The organism is Sphingopyxis sp. Q841, assembly GCF_052384365.1.
GTDB lineage: Bacteria > Pseudomonadota > Alphaproteobacteria > Sphingomonadales > Sphingomonadaceae > Sphingopyxis > Sphingopyxis terrae_A.
Genome location: NZ_JBQSUM010000001.1, coordinates 1,411,328 through 1,435,415, shown reverse-complemented (window position 1 = coordinate 1,435,415; position 24,088 = coordinate 1,411,328). Strand labels below are relative to the sequence as shown.

The 24,088-nt window shown below is 65.5% G+C and carries 24 protein-coding genes; 11 read left to right on the top strand and 13 right to left on the bottom strand.

Annotated elements, in window-relative coordinates:
* Positions 1-7 precede the first annotated feature (7 nt).
* The 4 genes from ACT17R_RS07125 to ACT17R_RS07110 all read right to left on the bottom strand — a co-directional run bounded on the left by ACT17R_RS07125 (position 8) and on the right by ACT17R_RS07110 (position 4,756).
* On the bottom strand, positions 8-913 hold the full coding sequence (locus tag ACT17R_RS07125) for an SPFH domain-containing protein (protein ID WP_186401589.1): 906 nt from the start codon (positions 911-913) through the stop codon (positions 8-10).
* A 186-nt stretch (positions 914-1,099) separates the two neighbouring features.
* Complete coding sequence (locus ACT17R_RS07120; RefSeq protein WP_442800544.1) at positions 1,100-3,289, bottom strand: M3 family metallopeptidase; 2,190 nt, start codon at positions 3,287-3,289, stop codon at positions 1,100-1,102.
* Between the two features lie 185 nt (positions 3,290-3,474).
* On the bottom strand, positions 3,475-3,783 hold the full coding sequence (locus tag ACT17R_RS07115) for a hypothetical protein (protein WP_444809192.1): 309 nt from the start codon (positions 3,781-3,783) through the stop codon (positions 3,475-3,477).
* A gap of 103 nt (positions 3,784-3,886) precedes the next feature.
* Positions 3,887-4,756 carry an SMP-30/gluconolactonase/LRE family protein gene (locus ACT17R_RS07110; protein WP_217372821.1) on the bottom strand — a complete coding sequence of 290 codons (870 nt, stop codon included), beginning with the start codon at positions 4,754-4,756 and terminating at the stop codon, positions 3,887-3,889.
* A 342-nt stretch (positions 4,757-5,098) separates the two neighbouring features.
* On the opposite strand from ACT17R_RS07110, the gene ACT17R_RS07105 reads away from it, so the two are divergent.
* From ACT17R_RS07105 to ACT17R_RS07090, 4 genes are all read left to right on the top strand, one after another.
* Positions 5,099-6,253: an acyl-CoA dehydrogenase family protein gene (locus ACT17R_RS07105; protein ID WP_003041771.1), complete on the top strand. Its 1,155-nt coding sequence runs from the start codon at positions 5,099-5,101 to the stop codon at positions 6,251-6,253.
* A gap of 52 nt (positions 6,254-6,305) precedes the next feature.
* Positions 6,306-7,475 carry an acetyl-CoA C-acetyltransferase gene (locus tag ACT17R_RS07100; protein WP_003041773.1) on the top strand — a complete coding sequence of 390 codons (1,170 nt, stop codon included), beginning with the start codon at positions 6,306-6,308 and terminating at the stop codon, positions 7,473-7,475.
* Between the two features lie 117 nt (positions 7,476-7,592).
* Positions 7,593-8,375 carry an SDR family NAD(P)-dependent oxidoreductase gene (locus ACT17R_RS07095; RefSeq protein WP_058812323.1) on the top strand — a complete coding sequence of 261 codons (783 nt, stop codon included), beginning with the start codon at positions 7,593-7,595 and terminating at the stop codon, positions 8,373-8,375.
* Position 8,376: 1 nt separating this feature from the next.
* Positions 8,377-8,814 (top strand): acyl-CoA thioesterase, encoded by a 438-nt coding sequence (locus ACT17R_RS07090; RefSeq protein WP_062901552.1) that lies wholly within the window; start codon positions 8,377-8,379, stop codon positions 8,812-8,814.
* Between the two features lie 74 nt (positions 8,815-8,888).
* On the opposite strand, the gene gmk is transcribed toward ACT17R_RS07090, so the two are convergent.
* Positions 8,889-9,551 carry a guanylate kinase gene (gene gmk, locus ACT17R_RS07085; protein WP_186401593.1) on the bottom strand — a complete coding sequence of 221 codons (663 nt, stop codon included), beginning with the start codon at positions 9,549-9,551 and terminating at the stop codon, positions 8,889-8,891.
* Between the two features lie 75 nt (positions 9,552-9,626).
* Here gmk and ACT17R_RS07080 point away from each other — a divergent pair, with 75 nt between their 5' ends.
* A complete protein-coding gene (locus ACT17R_RS07080) occupies positions 9,627-10,163 on the top strand; it encodes a DUF2585 domain-containing protein (RefSeq protein WP_444809191.1) in 537 nt (178 codons plus the stop codon).
* 24 nt (positions 10,164-10,187) lie between these two features.
* On the opposite strand, the gene ACT17R_RS07075 is transcribed toward ACT17R_RS07080, so the two are convergent.
* The 4 genes from ACT17R_RS07075 to ACT17R_RS07060 are packed head-to-tail and all read right to left on the bottom strand — an operon-like array spanning position 10,188 to position 12,780.
* Complete coding sequence (locus ACT17R_RS07075; protein WP_254535719.1) at positions 10,188-10,550, bottom strand: hypothetical protein; 363 nt, start codon at positions 10,548-10,550, stop codon at positions 10,188-10,190.
* Positions 10,551-10,572: 22 nt separating this feature from the next.
* Positions 10,573-11,988, bottom strand: coding sequence for a class II fumarate hydratase (fumC, locus tag ACT17R_RS07070; RefSeq protein WP_444809190.1), 1,416 nt, complete (start codon positions 11,986-11,988; stop codon positions 10,573-10,575).
* Positions 11,985-12,296: a hypothetical protein gene (locus ACT17R_RS07065; RefSeq protein ID WP_217372818.1), complete on the bottom strand. Its 312-nt coding sequence runs from the start codon at positions 12,294-12,296 to the stop codon at positions 11,985-11,987. Before ACT17R_RS07065 ends, fumC begins: the two co-directional genes overlap by 4 nt.
* Position 12,297: 1 nt before the next feature.
* Positions 12,298-12,780 (bottom strand): SspB family protein, encoded by a 483-nt coding sequence (locus ACT17R_RS07060; RefSeq protein WP_062901558.1) that lies wholly within the window; start codon positions 12,778-12,780, stop codon positions 12,298-12,300.
* A gap of 97 nt (positions 12,781-12,877) precedes the next feature.
* On the opposite strand from ACT17R_RS07060, the gene hisB reads away from it, so the two are divergent.
* The 5 genes from hisB to ACT17R_RS07035 are packed head-to-tail and all read left to right on the top strand — an operon-like array spanning position 12,878 to position 16,697.
* On the top strand, positions 12,878-13,465 hold the full coding sequence (gene hisB / locus ACT17R_RS07055; protein WP_003041798.1) for an imidazoleglycerol-phosphate dehydratase HisB: 588 nt from the start codon (positions 12,878-12,880) through the stop codon (positions 13,463-13,465).
* Between the two features lie 9 nt (positions 13,466-13,474).
* The gene (hisH, locus tag ACT17R_RS07050) at positions 13,475-14,083 is read left to right on the top strand and encodes an imidazole glycerol phosphate synthase subunit HisH (RefSeq protein WP_186401597.1); all 609 of its coding nucleotides are present in this window, start codon (positions 13,475-13,477) and stop codon (positions 14,081-14,083) included.
* The gene (gene hisA / locus ACT17R_RS07045) at positions 14,071-14,805 is read left to right on the top strand and encodes a 1-(5-phosphoribosyl)-5-[(5-phosphoribosylamino)methylideneamino]imidazole-4-carboxamide isomerase (protein WP_062901560.1); all 735 of its coding nucleotides are present in this window, start codon (positions 14,071-14,073) and stop codon (positions 14,803-14,805) included. Before hisH ends, hisA begins: the two co-directional genes overlap by 13 nt.
* Positions 14,802-15,566 (top strand): imidazole glycerol phosphate synthase subunit HisF, encoded by a 765-nt coding sequence (gene hisF, locus ACT17R_RS07040; RefSeq protein ID WP_186401598.1) that lies wholly within the window; start codon positions 14,802-14,804, stop codon positions 15,564-15,566. The genes hisA and hisF overlap by 4 nt, the downstream gene beginning before the upstream one ends.
* Positions 15,567-15,614: 48 nt before the next feature.
* Entirely contained in the window at positions 15,615-16,697 is a 1,083-nt protein-coding gene (locus tag ACT17R_RS07035; RefSeq protein WP_062901561.1) for a calcium:proton antiporter, read from the top strand.
* Positions 16,698-16,713: 16 nt separating this feature from the next.
* On the opposite strand, the gene ACT17R_RS07030 is transcribed toward ACT17R_RS07035, so the two are convergent.
* Entirely contained in the window at positions 16,714-17,850 is a 1,137-nt protein-coding gene (locus ACT17R_RS07030) for a beta-ketoacyl-ACP synthase III (RefSeq protein ID WP_234178409.1), read from the bottom strand.
* A gap of 195 nt (positions 17,851-18,045) precedes the next feature.
* On the opposite strand from ACT17R_RS07030, the gene ACT17R_RS07025 reads away from it, so the two are divergent.
* Complete coding sequence (locus tag ACT17R_RS07025; protein ID WP_062901563.1) at positions 18,046-18,597, top strand: hypothetical protein; 552 nt, start codon at positions 18,046-18,048, stop codon at positions 18,595-18,597.
* A 10-nt stretch (positions 18,598-18,607) separates the two neighbouring features.
* On the opposite strand, the gene ACT17R_RS07020 is transcribed toward ACT17R_RS07025, so the two are convergent.
* Genes ACT17R_RS07020 through ACT17R_RS07010 form a run of 3 tightly spaced genes read right to left on the bottom strand, consistent with a single transcriptional unit; the run spans position 18,608 to position 24,049 of the window.
* Positions 18,608-19,831 carry a TolC family protein gene (locus tag ACT17R_RS07020; RefSeq protein WP_444809189.1) on the bottom strand — a complete coding sequence of 408 codons (1,224 nt, stop codon included), beginning with the start codon at positions 19,829-19,831 and terminating at the stop codon, positions 18,608-18,610.
* Entirely contained in the window at positions 19,828-22,938 is a 3,111-nt protein-coding gene (locus tag ACT17R_RS07015) for an efflux RND transporter permease subunit (RefSeq protein WP_444809188.1), read from the bottom strand. The genes ACT17R_RS07020 and ACT17R_RS07015 overlap by 4 nt, the downstream gene beginning before the upstream one ends.
* 1 nt (position 22,939) lies before the next feature.
* The gene (locus tag ACT17R_RS07010) at positions 22,940-24,049 is read right to left on the bottom strand and encodes an efflux RND transporter periplasmic adaptor subunit (RefSeq protein ID WP_186401601.1); all 1,110 of its coding nucleotides are present in this window, start codon (positions 24,047-24,049) and stop codon (positions 22,940-22,942) included.
* Positions 24,050-24,088: the final 39 nt, after the last annotated feature.

Below are 24,088 nucleotides of genomic sequence, written 5' to 3'. Positions count from 1 at the left end.
TTTGGGCTCAGTAGAGCGACCCGGCGTTGACGACCGGCTGCGTGTCGCGCTCACCGCACAGGACGACCATCAGGTTCGATACCATCGCGGCGCGGCGTTCGTCGTCGAGGTCGACGACCTGCTTTTCGGACAATTGCTGCAACGCCATCTCGACCATCGACACCGCGCCTTCGACCAGCTTGGCGCGGGCAGCGACCACCGCCTCGGCCTGCTGGCGGCGCAGCATGGCGCCGGCGATCTCGGGGGCGTAGGCAAGGTGCGTCAGCCCGCATTCGTCGACGGTGATTCCCGCGACGTCGAGCCGCTCGATCAACGCCTTTCGCAGTTCGACGCCCACCTCGTCATGGTTGCCGCGCAGCGTGATCTCGTCATGCGTGTGATCGTCATAGGGATAGCGCGATCCGATCGCGCGCACCGCCGCTTCGATCTGCGCGAGGACGAATTCCTTGTAATCGTCGACGTCGAACAGCGCCTGCGCGGTGTCGGTAACGCGCCAGACGACCTGCGCCGCCATCTCGATCGGGTTGCCTCGCAGGTCATTGACCTTGATCTTGTCCGAAATCACATTGTTCGCGCGCACCGCGATCTTCTTGCGGGTCAGCCACGGCAACACCCAGCGCAGCCCGCTTTCGCGGTCGGTGCCCTTGTAACTGCCGAACAGCTGGATCGCCGCCGCCTCATTGGGATTGATCAGGTAAAAGCCGCACAGGATCAGGGTGCCGACGACGCCGCTTGCGACAACAACGCCCCATTTCCAGTTCCAGTCAACCGTTTCGCCATTGATGTTGGCCACCGCCGCCCAGATCGCGATGCCGACCAGCACCAGCCAGACCAGCAGCATCAGATAGCCGCTCTGTGTCGCAGCCCGCGTTTCACGGCTGCGGTTCAGTGCCGGCGCAGTTCCGTCTCCCATCTTGCCCTCCGAATCATCCGATATAAAGATGATATCATATTTATATCGGATTTGGTGGCCGTCAACAGGAATCGGCTGGAGCTGGTCTATCGGCGCTGGTGGAAGGCCTCCGATCGTCTCTGTTGTGGACAGCGGACAAAAGAAAGGGGGCACGGCGGCCCCCTTTGCTCCCCGGGTTTCGTTTGATTATTCGCCGGTCGGGAACCCGCGGCGTTCGAGCAGCGCCTTCACGTCGGGGTCGCGGCCACGGAAAGCGCGATAGGCTTCGGCGCGGTCGGTCTCGTTGCCCGTCATCAACAGGATGGTCCGGAACTTGTCGGCGACGCTGCGGTCCCACGGCCCGCCCGCTTCCATGAAGGCAGCCCAGGTGTCGGCGTCCATCGTTTCCGACCAGAGATAGCTGTAATAGCCCGCCGAATAGGCGTCGGAACTGAACAGATGACCGAACTGCGGCAAACGGTGCCGCATGACGATTTCCTTGGGCATGCCGATTTCGGCCAGCGTTTCGCGTTCGAAAGCATCGACGTCGGTCACCGGCACCTTGCGGTCGTGCAGCTTCATGTCGACGATCGCGCTCGCCAGATATTCGACCGTCTCGAACCCCTGGTTGAACTTGCTCGACGCGATGATCTTGTCGACCAGCGCCTGCGGCATCGGCTCGCCCGTCTTGTAGTGCGTGGCGAATTTCGACAGCACTTCGGGCGTCATCAGCCAGTTCTCGTTCACCTGGCTCGGATATTCGACGAAGTCGCGCGGCACCCCGGCAAGCGCCGGATAATAGACGTGCTGCAACAGATAATGGATGCCGTGCCCGAATTCGTGGAACAGCGTCGTCGCATCGTCGAGGCTGACGAGCGTCGGCTCGCCGTTTGCGCCTTCGGTGAAATTATTGTTGTTCGACGCGAGGACATTGCGTTCGCCGCCCAGCCCCTGTTCGCTGCGATAGGTGGTCATCCAAGCGCCCGAACGCTTGCCGTCGCGCGCAAAATTGTCGAGGTAGAGGACCCCGACATTCTTGCCGGTCTTGAGGTTATAGACCTCGAACGTCTTCACCTTTGGATCGAAGACCGGGATCGTGCCGGTGTTTTCGCGGAAGCCCAGATCATAGAGCTGCCCCGCCGACCAGAACATCGCATCGCGCAGCTTGTCGAGCTGGAGGTACGGTTTCACCTCGCTTTCATCGAGGTCGTATTTCGCCTTGCGGACCTTCTCCGCATAGAAGCGATAATCCCACGGCTCGATGGTGATCTTCGGCCCCTTGCCCGCCTTTGCCTCGGCATCGGCGATCGCCTGCATGTCGGCTACCTCTTCATGCACGCGCGCGACCGCGGCGGGCCACACCTTCATCATCAGCGCCATCGCGTTCGCGGGCGTCTTGGCCATCGTGTCGGCCATGCGATAATCGGCATGGGTCGGAAAGCCGAGCAGTTCGGCGCGCGCCTGGCGCAGCTTCAGTATTTCGGCGATCGTCGCATTGGTGTCGTTGGCATCGCCATTGTCGCCGCGATTGACGAAGGCGCGCCACACCTTCTCGCGAAGCGCGCGATTGGTCGCATTTTGGAGCACCGGCTGCGCCGACGAGCGGGTGTTCTTGATCGCCCACTGGCCGGGCTTGCCCTGCGCCTCGGCCGCAGCGGCCAGCGAAGCTACGAAGCCCGCGGGCAGCCCGTCGAGTTCGGCCTTGTCGGTGACGAAGGTGTAAAGCTTTTCATCGCCGAGCAGCTTCGACGAAAAGGTCGAGAACAGCCCTTCCAGCTTGGCGTTCATATCGACCAGCTTCGCCTTGTCGGCGGGGGACAGATTGGCGCCGTCGCGCACCATCTCGTCATAGCTGCGCTCGACAATGCGAATCTGCTGGGAGTTGAGCCCGCTCGTCAGCCGCGTGTCATACACCGCCTTGTAGCGCGCGAAGAGTTTGGGATCGAGGAACAGCTCGGTATAGAATTTGGTGAGCTTCGGGCTCCATTCGGCGTCTATATCTTCGACGCGGTCGTTCGACTTGTTCGACGTCTGCACGCCCCACATCGCAAAGACGCGGTCCATCGTTTCGCCGGCAAGCTGCATCGGGACATGCGTGTTTTCGAAAGTCGGCGCGGCGGGATTGTCGATGACCGCCTGCACCTCGGCCTTCACCTCGGCCATCCCTTTTTCAAAGGCGTCGGGGAACAGGTCGGGGTCCAGCTTGTCCCACGGCGGCACCCCTTCATAGGGACCGGTCCACGGGGCAAGCAGCGGGTTCGCGTCGGCCGGGGCGGAAGCGGGCGCCTTGGCGGCGGGTTCGGCGGCAATACTCATCTGGCTATAACCCATCATCAGCGCCGTCGATGCAAGCAGCATCGACAAATGACGGAGAGGGCGGGGCGCGATACGCGGCATCTGTGATCTCCCGGGGGTTTTGGTTTCGGACGAAACCATGTCGGTAGGTGCCTTAACCCGATAGGGCGGCAGCGCGCAAGCCGAGGAGGCCAGGCCCCGGCGGAGCTCCAGTTGTTGCAGGAATGTTCGGATGGGTGTGGGGCGGACTTAACGATCGAGAGGCAAGGACCGACGGTTTCGTCTGGCTAATAAGCTTTCGTATGACCCTCGCTTTGATGGTTGGGCCCAAAAATCTTCGCCAGCAGGGCGATCCTGGCGGCCTCATTGGAAGCAACGACGTGACAATCGTCTGAATCGCCGGCCACTGCTGTGTAACCAATACCGCCGAGTTTAAAATCGGAGGCTTTCGCGAACACCATATTCTTGACGCTACCCATTTCCACACCGAGGGTTTCCTTCAAATATTGGAGAAAGCGTGGATAATTACGAACGTCAAAGCGGAGAAACATGACATATCGCTTCTCGCCGCTGGCGAATGTGAATGTCTCTGCCAAAGGCTATGGCACGTCAAAATCCTTCCGGGCGGCTGGCTATATTCTGACGCTCAGTCATGCGCACCGCAACCGGTCACTTCCCGCCATACCGCGCCCGTCGAACTCACCCGCCAAAGCACGGCTGGACGATCCCTGGCACATCGACGCGGAAGGTGAAGAGGCCGCCGGCGTGCGGCTGGGCCGCGCGCGCGTCGTCGGACAGGTCTTTGCCCGCGCTGGTGACGAAGGCGGTGCACAGGTCGGCGCCGCCCAGCGCGATCATCGAGGGGCGCTGGACGGGCATCTCGACCGTCTGGAGAATCTCGCCCGCGGGCGACAGGCGCACGACGCGCCAGCCGTCCCACAGCGCCGACCAGTAACAGCCCTCGGCATCGACCGTTCCGCCGTCAGGGCGGCCCTTGCCCTGCTCGAACTGGTGGAACAGCCGGCCGTCTCCAAGCGCGCCGGTCGCGGGGTCGACCGCATAGGCGTGCAGCGCATGCGTTGGCGTGTCGGCATGATAAAAGGTGCGGCCGTCGGGGCTGAAGGCCGCGCCGTTGCTCGTCAGCAGCCCGCCGAGCATCGGAGTCAGAGTCCCGTCGGGGTCGAGGCGAAACAGCATTGCGCCCGGGTTGGACTTGTCGCGCGTCACGCTGCCGATCCAGAAGCGGCCCGCGGCATCGACGCACCCGTCGTTGAAGCGCTGTTCGGCTATGCCCGCCAGCACCGCCGGACCGAAGGGGCGCGGGGCCTCGCCCCACGCGTCGATCAGCGCGCAGCCGTCCTTGAGGCCCATGACCAGCCCGCCGCCCGCGCGCGGCGCGACGCAGCCGACGGGCTGGTCGAGCTGCATCGTTTCGGTCGCGCCAGTCGCGGGATCGGTGCGATGGATGCGATGCGCATCGATATCGACCCAGTAAAGGCGTGCTTCGGGGGCGTGCCAGCGCGGCGATTCGCCGAGCAGCGCCTGCGCATCGAGAAGGAGATCGACCATCGCAGCGGCTTAGCGCGGCGCGGCGGCGCTGCCCAGCGCCCGCAAACCTATTCGGTGCCCGATTCGATTATGGAACAGCCGCCTCGGCGCAAATTCCGTTCATCGTCACTGACTTGATGCGGGGTCGTTTCTCGCCGCGCGGGGCGCATGGGTCCGGTATCCGGTCCGGGGCGACAAGACGGTGGGCGGCTTCGCGTGCGTTTTATGCCGTAACGGCATTTCTACTTGACGTGGACGTAAACGTAAGGTCCATTAGCAAGCGAAGGACGTGCCCCGGCGCGGCCCCGTTTCGCGCACCGGCTCCCCGAAATCGTCCGGACGCGCTCAGGGAAAGGAAGAAGGATGTCGCTCGATAATCTGTCGCGCACCGCTTACACCGACGATCATGAGGCGTTCCGCGCGACGGTGCGCCAGTTCCTCGAAAAAGAAGTCGCGCCCAATCAAGCGAAATGGGCTGAGGACGGCATCGTGCCGAAGGATTTGTGGCCCAAGGCGGGCGAGCTGGGCCTGCTGTGCCCCACCGTTCCCGAAGAATATGGCGGGCTGGGCCTCGACTTCGGCTATAATGCGATCGTCGACGAGGAAAGCGCCTATTATGGCCGCGTCACCACCGGCTTTTCGCTCCAGTCCGATATCGTCACCAACTATATCGTCCGATACGGCAGCGAAGAGCAGAAGAAGCATTGGCTGCCCAAGATGGTGTCGGGCGAAGTGGTCACCGCGATCGCGATGACCGAGCCGGGTACCGGCAGCGACCTTCAGGGCATGCGCACGACCGCAAAGAAGGATGGCAATCATTATGTCATCAACGGGTCGAAAACATATATCACCAACGGCCAGAACGCCGACCTGGTCCTGGTCTGCGTCAAGACCGACACCGAGGTGCAGCCTGCGTGGAAGGGGGTGTCGATCGTGCTCGTCGAGGCCGATCGCGACGGTTTCCAGCGCGGCCGTAACCTCGACAAGATCGGGCAGGACGAAGCCGACACGTCGGAGCTTTTCTTCAACGACGTCCGCGTCCCCATCACTAACTGTCTCGGCGAAGAGGGACAGGGGTTCATCTATCTGATGAGCGAACTGCCGCAGGAACGCCTGTCGATCGCCGTGTCGGCGCAGGCCTCGGCGCAGCGCGCGTTCGACGATACTGTCGAATATACGCGCGACCGCAAGGCGTTCGGCAAGCCGATCCTCGATTTCCAGAACAGCCGCTTCGTCCTCGCCGATCTGAAGGCGAAGCTGCAGGTCGGCTGGGCGCACCTCGACTGGGCGCTCGCGCGACATCTGAAGAAGGAACTCACCCCCGAAGAGGGCGCTGCGGCGAAGCTGTGGCACACCGATCTTCAGTGGGAAGTGATGGACAAGTGTCTCCAGCTGTTCGGCGGCGCGGGTTATATGAACGAATATCCGATCGCCCGCGCCTGGCGCGCGGCGCGCGTGACGCGCATCTTTGGCGGCACGAACGAGATCATGAAGGAACTGATCGGGCGCAAGCTTTAATCCCGTCGCCCCCGCCTTCGCAGGGGCGGCGACAATCGGAAAGGAACTCTCCATGGCCACAGCCTATATCGTAGATGCCGTCCGCACCGCCGGCGGTCGCCGCGGCGGCAAGCTCGCCGGTGTTCACCCTGTCGACCTCGGCGCCGCGGTCTATGACGCGATCGCCGACCGCAACGACTTCGACACGTCGAAGATCGACGATGTCATCACCGGTTGCGTCAGCCAGGGCGGCGAGCAGACGATGGACCTCGGCCGCAATGCCGTGCTCGCCTCGAAGCTTCCCGATTCGATCCCCGCGGTGACGATCGACCGGCAGTGCGGATCGTCGCAGCAGGCGATGATGTTCGCCGCGCAGGCGGTGATGTCGGGCACGCAGGATATCGTCCTCGCCAGCGGCATCGAAAGCATGACGCGCGTACCGATGGGCAGCGTCGCGACGCTGTTCATGAAGGAAGGGCTCGGCAATTATAAGTCGCCGCGGCTTGAGGAAAAATATCCCGGCATCATGTTCAGCCAGTTCATGGGTGCCGAGATGATCGTCAAGAAGCACGGCTTCACCAAGGACGACCTCGATGCCTTCGCGCTCGAAAGCCATCGCCGCGCCCGCGTCGCGACCGAGGCGGGGCTGTTCGGCAATGAGATCGTCGGGATCGAGGTGGAGACGCCCGAAGGGCCGCAGCGCCACACGGTCGACGAGGGGATCCGCTTCGACGCGACGCTCGAAAGCATTGCCGGGGTGAAGATCCTGCAGGAAGGCGGCACCATCACCGCGGCGACCAGCTCGCAGATCTGCGACGGCGCGTCGGCCGCGCTGATCGTGTCGGAACAGGCGCTCAAGGATCATGGGCTGACCCCGCGCGCGCGCATCCATCATATTTCGGTGACCGCGGGCGACCCCATCATCATGCTCGAAGAGCCGCTGTTCGCGACCGAAAAGGCGCTCAAGAAGGCGGGTCTGCGGATCGAGGACATCGACGCCTATGAAGTGAACGAGGCGTTCGCGCCGGTACCGCTCGCCTGGCTCAAATATCTTGGCGCGGACCATGCGCGGCTCAACCAGCATGGCGGCGCGATCGCGCTCGGCCACCCGCTTGGCGCCTCGGGAACCAAGCTGATGGCGACGCTGCTCGGCGTGCTCGACGCCACCGGCGGCAAATATGGTCTTCAGACGATGTGCGAAGGCGGCGGCCAGGCCAATGTCACCATCGTCGAGCGGCTCTAACGATCTTGTGCTCCGGCGGAAGCCGGAGCCCAGGGCGGCCTGACGCGGGCGTCAGTTGTTCACGCTCTGGGTTCCGGCTTTCGCCGGAACACGCATTTTTCAGGGAAAGGACATGACATGAAACTCGATTCCACCGTATCCGCCGTCGTCACCGGCGGCGCTTCGGGCCTTGGTGCCGCCACCGCGCGCGCACTTGCCGCGAAGGGCGTCAAGGTCGCGATCTTCGATTTGCAGGCCGAAAAGGGCGAGGCGCTTGCTGCCGAACTCGGCGGCGTTTTCTGCGAATGCAATGTCACCGACGATGCGTCGGTCGACGCCGCCTTCGAAAAGGCGCGCGCCGCGATCGGTCAGGAGCGTATCCTTGTGAACTGCGCCGGCACCGGCAATGCGATCAAGACCGCCAGCCGGTCGAAAGAAGACGGCAGCATCAAGCATTTCCCGCTCGATGCCTTCAACTGGATCATCCAGATCAACCTAGTCGGCACCTTCCGCTGCATCGCCAAGTCGGCGGCGGGCATGATGACGCTCGACCCGATGGAAGATGGCGAACGCGGCGCGATCGTCAACACCGCGAGCGTCGCGGCCGAGGACGGCCAGATCGGTCAGGCAGCCTATTCGGCATCGAAGGGCGGCGTCGTCGGCATGACCCTGCCGATCGCGCGCGACCTTGCGGCGGAAAGCATCCGCGTCAACACGATCCTGCCGGGCATCTTCGACACCCCGCTGCTCGGCGCCGCGCCGCAGAATGTCCGCGATGCGCTCGCGGCCTCGGTCCTCAATCCGAAGCGCCTCGGCAACCCGGCCGAATATGCGGGTCTCGCGCTGACCATGATCGAAAACGGCTATTTCAACGGCGAGGACGTGCGCCTCGACGGCGGCATCCGCATGGGTCCGCGCTGATATGCCGAAACCGGAAAGCTGGCGACTCGATGCCGCCAGCTACCCTGTCCACCTCGATCTGCAGACGCGGTTCCAGGACATGGACATCAACGGTCACCTCAACAATGTGGCCTTCGCGGCACTGTTTGAAAGCGGCCGCGTGCTACTGAACCGCGAAATCCGTCCTTGGGAGGAGCGCCCGGCGAACGAGCGCACGATGGTCGCCGCGGTCGAGATCAACTATCTGGGTGAGGGAAATTTTCCCGACCCGGTCGAAATTGCGACCGGCATCGGCCGCCTCGGCACGTCGAGCTGGACGATCGTACAGGCGATGTTCCAGAACGGTCGCTGCATCGCGACCTGTGATACGGTCGTGGTGTGCCGCACCGACGGCGCCGCCAAGCCGCTGCGCGCCGAAATGGTAAGGGAACTGGAAGCGAAGCTGGCGCGGCCGGGTTGAGCTTTCGTCATTGCGAGGAACCAACGGCGACGTGGTAATCTCCCGGCTTTCGCCGGGGTGGCAATGACGGCGCTCTAAAGTGTCGGGTCCGCCTCGGGCACCGAGCGGATCAGATCGCGGGCGAACCCGATCAGGCCGATCTGGCGGCGGCGCTTCAGCCGCTCGGCGCGCAGGATCGCCTTCACTTCCTCGAAGCAGCCTTCGATATCGTCATTGATCAGCACATAGTCATAGCCGTCCCAGTGACTGATCTCGTTCGCCGCGCGTGCCATCCGCGCCGCGATCACTTCGTCGCTGTCGGTGTTGCGCGCGCGCAGCCGGCGTTCGAGCTCCTCCATCGTCGGCGGCAGGATGAACACCCGCACCACATCGGGGCCCGCTTCCTGATAGAGCTGCTGCGCGCCCTGCCAGTCGATATCGAACAGCACGTCCTTGCCGGCTGCGAGCAGTTCCTCGACGCGGTCGCGAGGGGTACCGTAGCGATGGCCGAAGACATGCGCCCATTCGAGAAATTCGCCATCAGCGGCCATCTGCTTGAACGTGTCGACGTCGACGAAATGATAATCGACCCCATCCTGCTCGCCGGGACGCATCGGCCGCGTGGTGGCGGAGATTGACAGCGCAATGTCGTGGTCGCCCGCGAGCATCTTTTTGGAGATGGTGGTCTTGCCTGCACCCGAGGGCGAGGAGAGGACGAACAGGACGCCGCGGCGGTTGAGGTGGACGCTTTCAGCCATGGGCGCTAATTGCCCGAGCGAGGGCGGCGGTCAAGCGGGAAGGAATACAGGGATGCGGGGAATGTCGCGCACGGGTTGGCTGGTCGCGGCGGGGCTGCTCGGCCTGCTGGCCGCGATCCTGATCGCGATGGGGCGCCGATCTGCCCCTGCGGCACGATCAGCCTTTGGCACGGCACCGTCCAATCAAACCAGAACAGCCAGCAGATTTCGGACTGGTACAGCTTCAGCCATATCATCCACGGCTTCATCTTTTACGGCCTGTCGCGCTGGCTGATGCCGCGCGCGCCGCTGTGGGCCGCGCTCGCCGTAGCGATCGGGATCGAAGGCGCATGGGAGATATTGGAAAATTCGCCGGTTATCATCGACCGCTACCGCGAGGTCACCATGGCCTATGGCTATGCGGGCGATTCGGTACTCAATTCGGTCAGCGACGCCGGTTTCATGATCTTGGGATTTCTGGCGGCCAGCCGGATGCGCTGGTGGACGACCGTCACGCTCGCGCTCGCCTTCGAACTCTTCACCCTGTGGGCGATCCGCGACAATCTGACGCTCAACATACTCATGCTGGTCTCACCGATCGAGGCGGTGAAGGAGTGGCAGGCGGGCGGATAGCGCTCGCCGCTCGGTGCACGCTGCTCAGTGGGTGGCGGGGCGCGGCGCCTTTTCGTCCACCGGAATCGCGGGCGGCAGGGCGTCGCCCAGATCCTGGCCGTCGGTGTGGACGATCCCCGCATAGGGATCGACGACGCCCTCCTGCGCGAGCGCGCTGTCGGCGCGATGCGCGGCCTCGGCGGCATGCCGCGCTTCGGCGCGGTCGGCCCATTTCTTGGTGAGATAGGCCGCCGCAGCGGTCGCGGCGAGCGCCGCGTAGCGCTGCGGGAACATCCGCCGCGCGACGAACAGCGTCCCGGCGCCGATCACGGCGCCCGCCATCGTATGATTGCCTTTCCTGCGGCCGATCGCGCTTCCGATCACGCCGCCGATGATCCGTCCCATCATCTTCATATCCTTCCTCCCCCTATCAATCCCCGGCAGGCGATTCGGGTTCCGGGCCGAGCATGTGCCGCGGGTTGACGACACGGTCGAAGGTCGCAGCGTCGACATAGCCGAGGTCGAGCGCCGCCGCGCGCAAGGTCGATCCCGTCTCATGCGCATGTTTGGCGATCTTCGCGGCCTTGTCATAGCCGATTTCGGGCGCCAGCGCCGTCACCAGCATCAGCGATCGGTCGACCAGTTCGGCAATGCGCGCGCGATTGGGCTCGATTCCCTCGACGCAGCGCACCGCAAAGCCTTCCATCCCCGTCGCGAGCAGATCGATCGAGCGCATCACATTGGCGCCGATCAGCGGCTTGAACACGTTTAGTTCAAGATGCCCCTGCATCCCGCCGACGGTTACCGCCTGATGATTGCCGATCACCTGCGCCGCCACCATCGTCAGCATTTCGCACTGGGTCGGATTGACCTTGCCCGGCATGATCGAGCTGCCGGGTTCGTTCGCTGGCAGGTCGATCTCGCCCAGGCCGGCGCGCGGCCCCGATCCCAGCAGGCGTATGTCGTTGGCGATCTTGGTCAGCGCGACTGCGAGCGTGTTGAGCCGGCCCGACAGATCAACCAGCACGTCGTGGCTCGCCAGCGCCTCGAACTTGTTGGGTGCGCTCTTGAAGCCAAGCCCGGTGATCGCCGCCAGTTCGGCCGCGATATCCTCGGCAAAACCCGCCGGGGCATTGAGCCCGGTGCCGACCGCGGTCCCGCCCTGCGCAAGCCGGGTGATGGCATGGTCGACCATCGGTTCGGTGCGCGTCCGGCACAGGCGGAGCTGCGCATAATAGCCCGAAAACTCCTGGCCCAGCGTCAGCGGGGTGGCGTCCTGCAAATGGGTGCGGCCGATCTTGACGATATCGTCCCACGCCTTCGCCTTCGCGAGCAGCGCGTCCATCAAACGGTCGAGCGCGGGCATCAGCCGGTGCCTCATCGCCAGTGTCGCGGCGACATGCATCGCGGTCGGGAAGCTGTCGTTCGACGATTGGCTGCGGTTGACGTCGTCATTGGGGTGCACGGGCGATTTGCCGCCGCGCTGGCCCGATAGCATCTCATTGGCGCGCCCGGCGATCACCTCGTTGACATTCATGTTCGACTGGGTGCCGCTGCCGGTCTGCCAGATGACGAGCGGGAACTGGTCGTCATGCTTCCCGTCGGCGACCTCGCGCGCCGCCGCTTCGATCGCGTCGGCCTTTTCGGCGGACAGGCCGTGCCGACGGTTCACCCGCGCCGCCGCCTGCTTGACCAGCGCGAGCGCATGAACGATCTCGATCGGCATCCGCTCGCGCGCGCCGAAAGGGAAATTCTCGATCGAACGCTGCGTCTGCGCGCCCCAATAGGCGTTCGCCGGGACCGCGATCTCGCCGATGCTGTCGCTCTCGATCCGCGTGCCGCTCATCCGATCAATATCCTCGTCACCGCCACCGCGCCGGCCCAGATCAGCGCGACCATGCCCAGAAACTGCCAATAGCCGCCTTCGCCGATCCGTCGCCGGAACCAGGCTGCGGCTGCCCAGACGATCAGCAGCGCCGGGGTCAGGATCAGCAGGCTGAAGCGCAGCAGCCCGTCGGCGATCGCATCGCCGACGCCGCTTTCGAACCGGGCATAGCCCTCGACACCCCACCAGAAGGCGGCGGTCAACACCAGCATCCCTGCGAGTGCCCAATATTGCCAGAAGCGGCTGGGGGGCCAGTTGGGGCCCGCCATCCTATCGTTTCTTGCCGAAATCCACCGTCACGACATTCGATCCGTCCTCGACCGCAACATCGGGGCGGTCATTATCGGCTTCGTCATGCGGCTCGGGCTGCTCCAGCTCGTCTTCGCTGACCTGGAACTGCAGGCCGAAATCGACCGACGGATCGACGAAGGCGGTGATCGCGGCATAGGGGATCACCAGCGTCGAGGGCGTCTGGTTGAACGACAGGCCGACGCTGAAAAGATCCTCTTCGACCTTCAGGTCCCAGAAGCGGTTCTGGAGGACGATCGTCATTTCGTCGGGGAATTTGGCAACCAGATGCGCGGGAATCGATACACCCGGCGCCTGCGTCTTGAAGGTGATGTAGAAATGATGCTCGCCGGGCAGATGGTCCGATCCCTCGACTTGCGAGAGCACGCGGCCGACCACGGCGCGCAGCGCGTCCTGCACGATTTCGTCATAGGGAATCAGGCTGTCGCGAACGTCATCACTCATGGCGGTGGGGGATGAACGGACGACGGGCGCGGGTCAAGGGGGGTCTGTGGGGCAGAGTCGCCTTGCAACGCGAAAATTAGGCTCTAAGGGGCATGCCATGCGAACCGCCACCGTCCAGCGCACGACCAAGGAAACGGATATCGCGATCGCCGTCAACCTCGACGGCACCGGCGACTATTCGGTGTCCACCGGAATCGGTTTCCTCGACCATATGGTCGAACAATTGTCGCGCCATTCGCTGATCGACATTTCGATGACCGTGAAGGGCGATCTGCACATCGACCAGCATCATACGGTCGAGGACTCGGCGCTCGCGCTCGGCGAAGCCGTGGCGAAGGCGCTCGGCGACAAGCGCGGTATCGCCCGCTACGGCGAAGCCCATGCGCCGATGGATGAAACGCTGACTCGCTGCATCCTCGATATTTCGGGGCGCCCGCACTGCGTTTGGAAATCGGCCTTCTCGCAGCCGCGGCTCGGCGAGATGGATACCGAGCTGTTTCCGCACTGGTTTCACAGCTTTGCCCAGACCGCCGGGATCACGCTCCACATCGAAACGCTTTATGGCGAGAACAACCACCATATCGCGGAGAGCATGTACAAGGCGCTGGCCCGCGCGCTGCGTGCAGCCGTGGAGATCGATCCGCGCAAGGGCGACGCGATTCCGTCGACCAAGGGTGTCCTTTAGGGGCCGTCCATGAGCGCCATTGCCCTGATCGACTATGGCGCGGGCAATCTTCGCTCGGTGCATAATGCGCTCGTCGCGGCGGGCGCGGACGATGTTGTCGTCACCGCCGATCCCGATGTCGTGGGACAAGCCGACCGCATCGTGCTGCCGGGTGTGGGGGCCTTTGCCGCGTGCATGAACGGATTGGCGGCAATTCCCGGGCTGATCGAGGCGCTGGAGCAGCGCGTTCGCGGCGAGGGCGCGCCCTTCCTCGGCATCTGCGTCGGGATGCAATTGCTCGCCGACGCGGGTGAGGAGCATGGGCGGCACGAAGGGCTCGGCTGGATCGGCGGAACGGTGCGCGCCTTCACGCCGGCGCCGGGACTGCGCATCCCGCACATGGGCTGGAACGATGTCGTGCCAAGTTTCGCGCATCCGGTGCTGGCTGCGGGCGAGGCCTATTATCTGCACGGCTATCATTTCGCCGACGCGGCGCATGTCGCGGCGACGAGCAGTCACGGCGGCCCTTTCACCGCCGCGGTGGCGAAGGATAATATCGTCGGCGTGCAGTTTCACCCCGAAAAGAGCCAGGCCTATGGCCTCGCGACCCTCGAAAGATTCCTCGCATGGCGCCCCTGATCATCTTCCCCGCGATCGACCTCAAGGGCGGGCAGGTGGTGCGGCTCGCCGAAGGCGATATGGCGCGCGCAACCGTCTATGGCGACGATCCGGCGGCGCAGGCGCGGCTGTTCGCGGACGCGGGCGCCAGCCATTTGCACGTCGTCGATCTCGACGGCGCCTTCGCCGGTGAAAGCGTCAACGGCGCGGCGGTCGAAAGCATCGTCGCGGCCTTTCCGGGCAGGGTGCAGGTCGGCGGCGGTATCCGCGATCGCGCGGGCGTCGATCGCTGGCTCGCGCTCGGGGTAGAGCGCGTCATCATTGGCACCGCGGCGCTCAAAGACCCCGATTTCGTCAAATCGGCCGCGCGCGATCTTCCGGGCCGGATCATCGTCGGCGTCGATGCGCGCGATGGCATGGTCGCGACCGAAGGCTGGGCCGACGTCTCCGACGTGCGCGTCGAGGATCTGGCGCGGCGCTTCGAAGATGCCGGCGTTGCTGCGCTGCTGTTCACCGACGTCGGGCGCGACGGGCTGCTCAAGGGCTGCAACGTCGCCGCGACCGTGGCGCTGGCGCGCGCGGTCGCCATCCCGGTGATCGCGAGCGGCGGCGTTGCGGATATTGGCGACATCCATGCGCTGCGCCCGCGCGTCGCCGACGGGATCGAAGGCGTGATTACCGGCCGCGCGCTCTATGACGGCCGCCTCGACCTCGCCGAAGCGATCGCGGCGGGGCGGGCATGACCGTCCGCGTCCGCGTGATCCCGTGCCTCGACGTCGCTGATGGGCGCGTCGTGAAGGGCGTCAATTTCGTCGACCTGCGCGACGCCGGCGATCCGGTCGAAGCCGCGCGCGCCTATGACGCGGCGGGCGCCGACGAGCTTTGCTTCCTCGACATTTCCGCGAGCCATCAAGGGCGCGGCACGCTGCTCGACATGGTCGCACGCACCGCCGAAGTCTGCTTCATGCCGCTCACCGTCGGCGGCGGCGTGCGCAGCGCCGACGATGCGCGCGCGCTGCTCCTCGCGGGCGCCGACAAGGTCGCGGTGAACAGCGCCGCGGTGGCGCGCCCCGAACTTGTCGCCGACATCGCCGACCGTTTCGGCAGCCAGTGCGCGGTCGGCAGCATCGACGCGCGCCGCGTCGCAGACGGGCGGTGGGAAATCTTCACCCATGGCGGACGCACCCCGACGGGGATCGATGCACTTGCCCATGCGGTGCGCCTTGCCGAACTGGGCGCGGGCGAATTGCTCGTCACCAGCATGGACCGCGACGGGACCAAGGACGGCTATGACCTCGCGCTCACCCGCGCGATTGCCGATGCGGTGTCGGTACCGGTGATCGCATCGGGCGGTGTCGGCAATCTCGACCATCTGGTCGCCGGCGTGATCGAAGGCGGCGCGAGCGCGGTGCTCGCGGCCAGCATCTTCCATTTCGGCGAAGCGACGATCGCCGAGGCGCATGCGCGGCTCGCCGCCGCAGGGCTGCCGGTGCGCGCGCATTGATGTCCTGAAGGACTGGCGCTGAGGCCAAGCGGCTGCAATAGAAAGCCGATGACAGCCAAGCTCCGCCTCGCCGACCGTATCAACGACCTGCTTCCGATCCTCGGTTTCGGTACCGCGATCGCCAGCTTGGCGATACCGCTCAATCCCTTTTTGGTCGGGGTGATCCTCGCCGGGTCGGTGATCGCCGCGGTCCATCATGCCGAAGTCGTCGCGCACCGCGTCGGCGAACCCTTCGGGACGCTGATCCTCGCGCTGGCGGTGACGGTGATCGAGGTAGGGCTGATCCTGACACTGATGCAGGCCGAGCCCGAAAAGGCGGCGACGCTAGCGCGCGACACGGTGTTCGCGGCGGTAATGGTGATCATCAACCTGCTGATGGGGCTTTGTCTGCTCAGCGGCGCGATCCGCCATCATGAACAACGGTTCCAGCGCACCGGAATGGGCGCTGCGCTGGCGACGCTCACCGTGTTGACGGTGGTGACGCTGGTGCTCCCCAATTTCACCTCGAGTGCGCCGGGGCCGCGCTATTCGGCGACGCAGCTCGGCTTCGTCGCGGTGGTGTCGCTGATCCTCTATGCAACCTTCGCGCTCGTCCAGACCGTGCGCCACCGCCATTATTTCCTGCCCGATGGCGAAGCGCAGGACGAACCCGACGCCCACGCCGCCCCGCCATCGGCGCAGCGGATGTGGCTGTCGCTCGCCTTGCTCGTCGCGTGCCTGTTCGGGGTCGTGCTGCTGGCGAAAGCGCTGTCTCCGGTGATCGGCGCGCTGCTTGCCGAAGCGGGCGCGCCGCCGGCAGTGCTCGGCGTCCTGATCGCGGCGCTGATCCTCGCCCCCGAAGGACTGGCAGCAGTACGCGCGGCAAAGGCCGATCGGCTGCAAACCAGCCTCAACCTCGCGCTCGGATCGGCGCTGGCGACGATCGGGCTGACCATCCCGGCGGTCGCGATCCTGTCGATCGCCACCGACATGCCGATCAGCCTGGGCCTCGATGCCAAATCGACGGTGCTGTTGTTCCTGTCGCTGATCGTCGCGTCACAGACGCTGGCGAACGGGCGAACGACCGTGCTGCAGGGCACGATCCACCTGATGCTGTTCGCAATCTATCTGTTCACGACTTTCGTGCCATAAGCGACGATTCTGGCGGTCACGTCTTGCGAACGAACACCGTACCCGCCGAATAGCCGGCGCCGAACGAACAGATCAGCCCGGTATCGCCCGCCTGCATATCTTCGTGGTTCAGGTGATAGGCGATGATCGACCCGGCGCTTGAGGTATTGCCGTAGGTGTCGAGCACCGTCGGGCTTTCGTCGGCGCTTGCCTCATGCCCCAGCACCTTGTGCGCGATCAGGCGGTTCATGTTGGTGTTCGCCTGATGCAGCCACAGGCGGCGCATGTCGGCGCCTTGCAGGCCGAGTTTCTCCATTTCCTCGACAATCATGACGGCGACCATCGGCACGACTTCCTTGAACACCTTGCGGCCTTCCTGGACGAACAGTTTGTCGGTCTTCGGTCCCGACTGGTCGATGGCGCCGTGGGCGCGGTTCAGAAAGCCGAAATTGTTGCGGATATTGTTGGAGAAAACGGTCTTCAGCCGCGTACCCAATATGTCCCAATGCCCCGCCGGCGCGATGGCCTTGTCCTCGACGAGAATCGCGGTGGCGACGTCGCCGAAGATGAAATGGCTGTCGCGGTCGCGCCAATTGAGGTGCCCCGAACAGATTTCAGGGTTCACGACCAGCACGCTCCTTGCATGCCCCGCACGAATATAGTCGGCCGCGGTCTGGATGCCAAAGGTCGCCGAGGAGCAGGCGACATTCATGTCGAAAGCAAAGCCGTCGATGCCCAAAGCCTGCTGAATCTCGATCGCCATTGCGGGATAGGCGCGCTGCATGTTCGACGCCGCACACAGCACCGCATCGACGTCGGCGGCATCGCGACCGGCGCGCGCCAGCGCGTCCTTTGCGGCCGCCACGCCGATCTCGGCGAGGATCGACAGCTCGTCATTGGTCCGCTCGGCAAGCCGCGGTGCCATATGCTCGGGGTCCAGGATGCCCGCCTTGTCGACGACGTAGCGCGATCCGATGCCGCTCGCCTTTTCGATGAAATCGACGCTCGATTCAGCGAGTTCGTCGATCTCGCCCGCTGCGATCGCCGCGGCATTTTCCCTATTGTGCAGCGCAACATACCGGTTAAAACTGGCGACAAGTTCTTCGTTGGTGATGCGTTCGGCGGGGGTGAAGAGCCCGGTGGCGGAAATGACCGGCTGCGGTGCGTGCGACATTGTTGTCCCTGCGTGTCTTATGGTCTGATGACACGCTGATTAGGCCCGGTCGCGGCGCGGCGCAACGCCCCACAAGCGAAGCTGAACGCGCGCCGACGTCATGGTTAACCGGCCACTAACCATTTCAGTGGCAGACTGTTCGATGCAAGCCTCCGGGGGGACGGCTCCCCGGGGAGCGCAAGCGGGAGCATGACCATGGCGACGCGTTCGGGACCGGCATCCGGCGATTTGTCCCTCGCCGAAATCAAGGAATTTGCGGGCTTCGCTGCAGGGACGCAGCGCTATATTCGCCGCTCGCTCGATATCGGGCTCGAGCGTGACGATGCAATCGAACGCTGGTCGCGCGACATGGTCGAAGAAGCCGCAATCCGCGTTCAAGCCCGCGTCTATCAGCGGCTATGCGACATTCGCACCCATATTCCGGAGGACAGCGGACTCGACGCACTCGAAGGCTTCATGGCGCCGCTCGTCGCGGTATCGGCCTTCGATCTGGGGCAGGATCGCCTGCCCACCTTCGCCGCCTATCGCTTTCTCTATGAACGTCTGCTCGGCGCGCACGCGCGCCCATGGCTGCCCGGCGCCTTCTGCGCCGCGGCATCGCTGCCGCACCTGCACCCAGACAAGCGCAAGCTGCTGCTCCAGTCGATCAGCGAAGCCGCCGCCACCGCGCCCGGCTGGTCGGCGCGCGAACCGAGTTTCTATCCCGAATGGGTCGAAAAGATCGACGTGACGAAGCCGGCGAATTGAACGGCGCGGCCTATTCGCTGATCCACAGATTATGGCTGTCGATGCGCAGCCGGGTGATGTCGCGCAGCGCTTCGGTGCGGGCGATCGTTTCGGCCCGGAACGACGCGTGCGTCTGGCGCTCTCCGAGCAGGACGTCGGCGAGATCGATCGCATCCAGATCCTGCCCGCGGCGAAGCTTGGCGAGCGCCGCCATCTGCGCCGCGCGCGCCTGATCGGCGCGCTGCCACGCCGAATAAGCCGCGGCAGCGCGCGCGAGGTCGCCGTCGGCCATTTCCTGCACATCGAAGCGGACAGCGCTGAGCTGCGCCGCCGCGGCCTGCGCCTCGGACGCCGCGCGCGCCGCCATGGCGCCGCGGTGATTGCCGCCGATCGGGATCGTTACGGTCAGACCCGCGCCCCGTTCGGCGCCGCTGCGTTCGCTGAACAGCCGGAGGCCGACGGTGGGATCGGGAATCCGGTCCTGCCGCCCGCGTTCGGCGAGTGCACCAAAGCGCCGCGCCTCGGCATCGGCGGCAGCGATTTCGTGGCTGCGTTCGATGACCTGATCGCGCATCTGCGACGCCCCGGCTGAATCGAAGGTCGGCGTGGCGAGCGTCGGTGCCTCGGCGGGCAGGGCGATACCCGGAAATTGTGCGGCAAGCCGGGCCCGTGCCAGATCGGCGCGCCCCGCCGATTGGGCCGCGAGCAGGCGCGCCTCCGCCAGCGCGGCTTCGGCCTGATCGGCCTCAAGCTGCGGGGCGTCGCGCAGATCGACCCGTCGGCGCACGATCCGGACCAGCGTTGCATAATTTTCGACGCCCTGCGCATCGACGACGGCCTCGGCGTTGGCACCGACCCAGTCCCACCACAGCGCGTTGAGCAACAACGCGGCCTGATGCCGAGCATCTTCGAAATGATTGGTGGCGGCCTCGACGCCCAGCGCGCCGGCCTTCCGGTCGAGCCGCGCCTTGCCCGGCAGACGAACCGGACGCGCGAGGATCGCGTCATATTCGTTGAAGCGACCCTCGCGGTCGATGCTGCGGCTGACATAGCTGCCGGTGACGCTGAACTCATAGGGTCCGGCTTCGAGCGCGCGCTTCTCTGCCGCCGCGACATCGACACGGGCTCTCGCCGCGATGACCGAGGGGTGGGCGTCGAGCGCCTCGCGCACCACGGCTTCGGGCAACAGTCCCGGCTCGGCGGCGGCAGGCGACGTCAGGGCCAGACTGGCGGCAAGGAACAGACGGCGGGTCATGCAGGGGCTCCGGCAGGATGATCCTGATCGCCCGCGCCGCGCTCGGCAGCGCTTTCGCCAAAGCGCTCGTACAGGATGGGCAGCAGGATGAGTGTGAGCAGCGTCGCCGTCACCAGTCCGCCGATGACGACGATGGCAAGTGGGCGCTGGATTTCCGACCCCGGACCGGACGCGAAGAGCAGCGGGACGAGGCCGAAGGCGGCGATGCTCGCGGTCATCAGCACCGGGCGCAGGCGCCGCGCGGCGCCCTCGCGCACCGCCTGGTGCAGCGGGACGCCGCGTTCGCGCAGCTGACGGAAATAGCTGACCATGACGAGCCCGTTGAGCACCGCGATGCCGAGCAGCGCGATGAAGCCGACCGAGGCGGGAACCGACAGATATTCGCCCGATAGTGCGAGCGCGATCATCCCGCCCACCGCCGCAAAGGGTATGTTGACGAGGATCAGCGCCGCCGCGCGCAGCGAGCGCAGCGTCAGATAAAGAACGATGAAGATCATCAGCACCGCGATTGGCAGCACGATCATCAGGCGTGCGGCCGCCCGCTGCTGATTCTCGAACTGGCCGCCCCAGACGATACGATAGCCGGGCGGCAGCTTCACATGCTCGCCGATATCCGCCTTAGCCTCCTCGACGTAGCCGACAAGGTCGCGGCCGCTGACGAAGGCCTGCACGAGCGCGAAGCGAGATCCATTTTCATGTTCGAGCTTCACCGGCCCCGCGACCTGTGCGATCGCCGCGACATCGCTGGTGCGAAGAAGAGTCCCGGCGGGGGTGCGATAGAGACGGTCGGTGTAGCTTTGCGCGTCCATGCCGTCGCCGCCTTCGCCGCGAATAACCACGGGAATCCGGCGCGCGCCTTCGGCGATCGTGCCGGCGCGGACGCCCTCGACATCGGCGCGCATCATGTCCTGCAGCGTGTCGACGGGCATTCCCGCCCGCCCTGCGGCCATACGATCGATGTCGATCTGCAGATAATCGACGCTGTCGTTGGCGACCGTCATCGCCTCGCTCGTCCCGCGGATCGTTTCGAGCCGGCCCTGGATCGCGCCCGCGAGCCGCGCCAGTTCCTTGAGGTCAGGGCCGAACAATTTGATCGCCAGATCGCCGCGCGCACCGGTGAGCATTTCGGAAACGCGCATCTCGATCGGCTGGGTGAAGCTGGGATCGATCCCCGGAAAATCGGCGAGCACGGCCCGAATCCGGTCGTTGAGCCAATCCTTGTCGGCAACGCGCCATTCGGACCGCGGCTTCAGCTTAAGAAAGCTGTCGGTTTCATTGGGGCTCATCGGGTCGAGGCCGAGCTCGTCGCTGCCGACGCGCGCGATCACGCTGGTAACTTCGGGCACCTGTTCGAGGATTGCGCGCTGCACCTTCATGTCGCCCGCGGCGCTATGCTCGATATTGATGCTTGGCAGCTTGGTGAGCTGAACGATCGTCGACCCCTCGTCCATCGTCGGCAGAAAGGTCTTGCCCGTCACCGTATAAGCGACCCCGGCGAGCAGCAGGCCGATCGCGGAAATCCCGGCGACGGTCCGGCGGTGGGCAAAGGCCCATTCGAGCGCCCGCGCGTGACGCGGCGCCAGCAAACGCATCAGGCGCGGTTCGCGGTGGCCGTCCTGCTGCTTCAGGATGAAATAGGCGAGCACCGGCACCAGCGTCAGCGACAGGACCAGCGCCGAAAGCAGCGCGAGCACGATGGTCAGCGCGACGGGCGCGAACAGCTTGCCCTCCAGCCCCTCGAGCGTGAGCAGCGGCAGGAACACGAGCGCGATGATGAGGAGCCCCGAGGCGACCGGCATCGCGACTTCGGACGCGGCGACGAACACAGCATGCAACTTGCCCATCCGGCGATGCCTGGGATCGGACAAGCGCTCGACGACATTTTCGACGACGACAACGGCGCCGTCGACCAATATGCCGACCGCGATGGCAAGCCCGCCGAGGCTCATCAGATTGGCGGTGAGTCCGATCGCCCGCATGAAGATGAAGGTCAGCAGCGCCGCCATCGGCAGAGCGAGTGCGACGATGACCGACGCGCGGACATCGCCCAGAAACAGGAGTAGCAGGATGACGACGAGGATCGTCGCTTCGATCAGCGCCTTCTCGACCGTCCCGACCGCGCGTTCGATGAGGTCGGACCGGTCGTAGAAGACGTCGACGCGCATCCCGCGCGGCAGGCTGGGCTGGATTTCCGCGAGCCGCGCCTTGACCCCGTCGACGACCTTCGACGCGTCGGCGCCGCGCAGCGCGATGATCAGCCCCTCGACCGCCTCGCCCTTGCCGTCCTTCGTGACGGCGCCATAGCGCGTCAGATGCCCGGCGCGCACCGCCGCGACGTCGCCGACGCGCACGATACCGCCATCCCGCGAGCGCACCACGACCGAGGCGAGATCGTCGAGCGTGCGGATAGCGCCGACCGAGCGCACGATCAGCGCTTCGTCGCCGATCTTGAGCCGACCGGCTCCGTCGTTGCGATTGCTCGCCTCGATCGTCGCCCGCAGATCTTCGACGCTCAGCCCCGCCGCCGCCAGCGCGCCATTGTCCGGGCGCACCTCGAAGGTTTCGGCGAAGCCGCCGAGCGCGTTGACATCGGCAACGCCGGGAACGGTGCGCAGCGCCGGGCGGATGATCCAGTCGAGTACCCGCCGCTTTTCGGTCAGATCCTGTGGCCCTTCGAGCGTGAACATATACATGTCGGACAGCGGGGTAGAGATCGGCGCCATCCCGCCCTCGACCGTCGCCGGCAGGTCGCCCGCGACATTCGACAGCCGCTCGGCGACCTGGCTGCGCGCCCAATAGATGTCGGTGCCGTCCTTGAAATCGATCGTGATGTCGGCGATCGCATATTTGGCTACCGAGCGCAGGTTCGCCTGATCGGGGATGCCCAGCATCTCCATCTCGATCGGCGTGATGACGCGGCTCTCGACCTCCTCGGGGGTCATTCCCGGCGCCTTCAGGATGATCTTGACCTGCGTCGAGCTGATGTCCGGAAAGGCATCGATCGGCAGATTGGCGAAGGACCAGGCCCCGATGCCGCCCAGCAGCAGCGCGGCACCGATGACGGCAAGGCGCAGCGCGAGCGCCTTTTCGACGAGTTTGCCGAGCATCCTATTCGCCGCCCAGCACGGCCTTGAGTTCGGCGATTGCCGAGGTTGCGACGCGTTCGCCGGGCTTCAGTCCGGCGGTTATCGTCACGCTGGCGCCGACGCGGCTGGCGACGGTGACGGGGCGCAGCGCGAATCCGTCCGCCCCCTTCACGAAAACCGCATCCCTGTCGCCGACCCGTGTCAGCGCGGCGGAAGGGATGCTCGCACCGGCGACGGGCTGAACGCCGCCGAGGATCGCGACGACCGACTTGCCGCTGACTAGTGCGGGCGCGGCGTCGAGGCGCGCCTTTGCCGTCAGCGCGCGCGTCGTAGGGTCGATCGAGCCGCCGACCGCGATGACGCGGCCCGTGGCGGGCGCGGTGCCGGGCATTCGGACTTCGACGGGGGTGCCCGGATGAACGGCGCCCGCGAGCCGTTCGGGGATTTGCAGATCGAGCATCAGCCGCGCCGTGTTTTCGACGATGAACGGCGCGCTGAGGCCACCCACCGGACCGCCCGCCTGCACATTGACGGCTGCGATCCGGCCGCCGATCGGCGCGCGCAGCGTCATCATACCGCTGCCGTCGGCATTGGCCTGCGCGAGAATGCGGCGGTTTTCGGCGACATTGACCTCAGCCTCGCGCAGCGCGGCGCGCGCCTCGTCGGCGCGGGCGCCCGCGACAATGCCTTCCTTGGCGAGCTGGCCGGTGCGGCCCGCGGCGGCGCGCGCAACTTCCAGCTGCGCCTGCGCGCGCGCCAGCGCCGCGCCATATTGGACAGGCTCGGCGGCGCGGATGCTGGCGAGCGGCTGACCGGCCGTTACCGCCTCGCCCTCGACAACAAACAGCCGTACTGCGATCCCGTCGAATGGCGCGGTCACCGCGACCCGCGCATCGGGGGGCAGCGATACGGTCGCAGGGACCGCGCCAAGCTCGGCACTGCTGGCGGCCGCCGCGACTGCGGTCGCGATGCCGAGCTTCTCGATCTGTCGGGCGGTCAGCTTGCCCGGCGCGATGGCCGTTTCGCCGCCGTCGGGCGCAGGCGGGGGCGCCTCCTTCGACCACCAGAGGGTTGCGGCACCCGCCGCAAGGGCGAGCGCGGTCGATGCGGCGATAAGGGCTTTCCTGTCCATGGCTGCCGTCTGCCAAGCGAGTCTGACGCCAGCCTGACA

Coding starts and splice junctions, on each gene's coding strand:
- ACT17R_RS07125 (WP_186401589.1), bottom strand. CDS start 913: ATGGGAGACGGAACTGCGCCGGCACTGAACCGCAGCCGTGAAACGCGG.
- ACT17R_RS07120 (WP_442800544.1), bottom strand. CDS start 3,289: ATGCCGCGTATCGCGCCCCGCCCTCTCCGTCATTTGTCGATGCTGCTT.
- ACT17R_RS07110 (WP_217372821.1), bottom strand. CDS start 4,756: ATGGTCGATCTCCTTCTCGATGCGCAGGCGCTGCTCGGCGAATCGCCG.
- ACT17R_RS07105 (WP_003041771.1), top strand. CDS start 5,099: ATGTCGCTCGATAATCTGTCGCGCACCGCTTACACCGACGATCATGAG.
- ACT17R_RS07100 (WP_003041773.1), top strand. CDS start 6,306: ATGGCCACAGCCTATATCGTAGATGCCGTCCGCACCGCCGGCGGTCGC.
- ACT17R_RS07095 (WP_058812323.1), top strand. CDS start 7,593: ATGAAACTCGATTCCACCGTATCCGCCGTCGTCACCGGCGGCGCTTCG.
- ACT17R_RS07090 (WP_062901552.1), top strand. CDS start 8,377: ATGCCGAAACCGGAAAGCTGGCGACTCGATGCCGCCAGCTACCCTGTC.
- gmk (WP_186401593.1), bottom strand. CDS start 9,551: ATGGCTGAAAGCGTCCACCTCAACCGCCGCGGCGTCCTGTTCGTCCTC.
- ACT17R_RS07075 (WP_254535719.1), bottom strand. CDS start 10,550: ATGATGGGACGGATCATCGGCGGCGTGATCGGAAGCGCGATCGGCCGC.
- fumC (WP_444809190.1), bottom strand. CDS start 11,988: ATGAGCGGCACGCGGATCGAGAGCGACAGCATCGGCGAGATCGCGGTC.
- ACT17R_RS07065 (WP_217372818.1), bottom strand. CDS start 12,296: ATGGCGGGCCCCAACTGGCCCCCCAGCCGCTTCTGGCAATATTGGGCA.
- ACT17R_RS07060 (WP_062901558.1), bottom strand. CDS start 12,780: ATGAGTGATGACGTTCGCGACAGCCTGATTCCCTATGACGAAATCGTG.
- hisB (WP_003041798.1), top strand. CDS start 12,878: ATGCGAACCGCCACCGTCCAGCGCACGACCAAGGAAACGGATATCGCG.
- hisH (WP_186401597.1), top strand. CDS start 13,475: ATGAGCGCCATTGCCCTGATCGACTATGGCGCGGGCAATCTTCGCTCG.
- hisA (WP_062901560.1), top strand. CDS start 14,071: ATGGCGCCCCTGATCATCTTCCCCGCGATCGACCTCAAGGGCGGGCAG.
- hisF (WP_186401598.1), top strand. CDS start 14,802: ATGACCGTCCGCGTCCGCGTGATCCCGTGCCTCGACGTCGCTGATGGG.
- ACT17R_RS07035 (WP_062901561.1), top strand. CDS start 15,615: ATGACAGCCAAGCTCCGCCTCGCCGACCGTATCAACGACCTGCTTCCG.
- ACT17R_RS07030 (WP_234178409.1), bottom strand. CDS start 17,850: ATGTCGCACGCACCGCAGCCGGTCATTTCCGCCACCGGGCTCTTCACC.
- ACT17R_RS07025 (WP_062901563.1), top strand. CDS start 18,046: ATGGCGACGCGTTCGGGACCGGCATCCGGCGATTTGTCCCTCGCCGAA.
- ACT17R_RS07020 (WP_444809189.1), bottom strand. CDS start 19,831: ATGACCCGCCGTCTGTTCCTTGCCGCCAGTCTGGCCCTGACGTCGCCT.
- ACT17R_RS07015 (WP_444809188.1), bottom strand. CDS start 22,938: ATGCTCGGCAAACTCGTCGAAAAGGCGCTCGCGCTGCGCCTTGCCGTC.
- ACT17R_RS07010 (WP_186401601.1), bottom strand. CDS start 24,049: ATGGACAGGAAAGCCCTTATCGCCGCATCGACCGCGCTCGCCCTTGCG.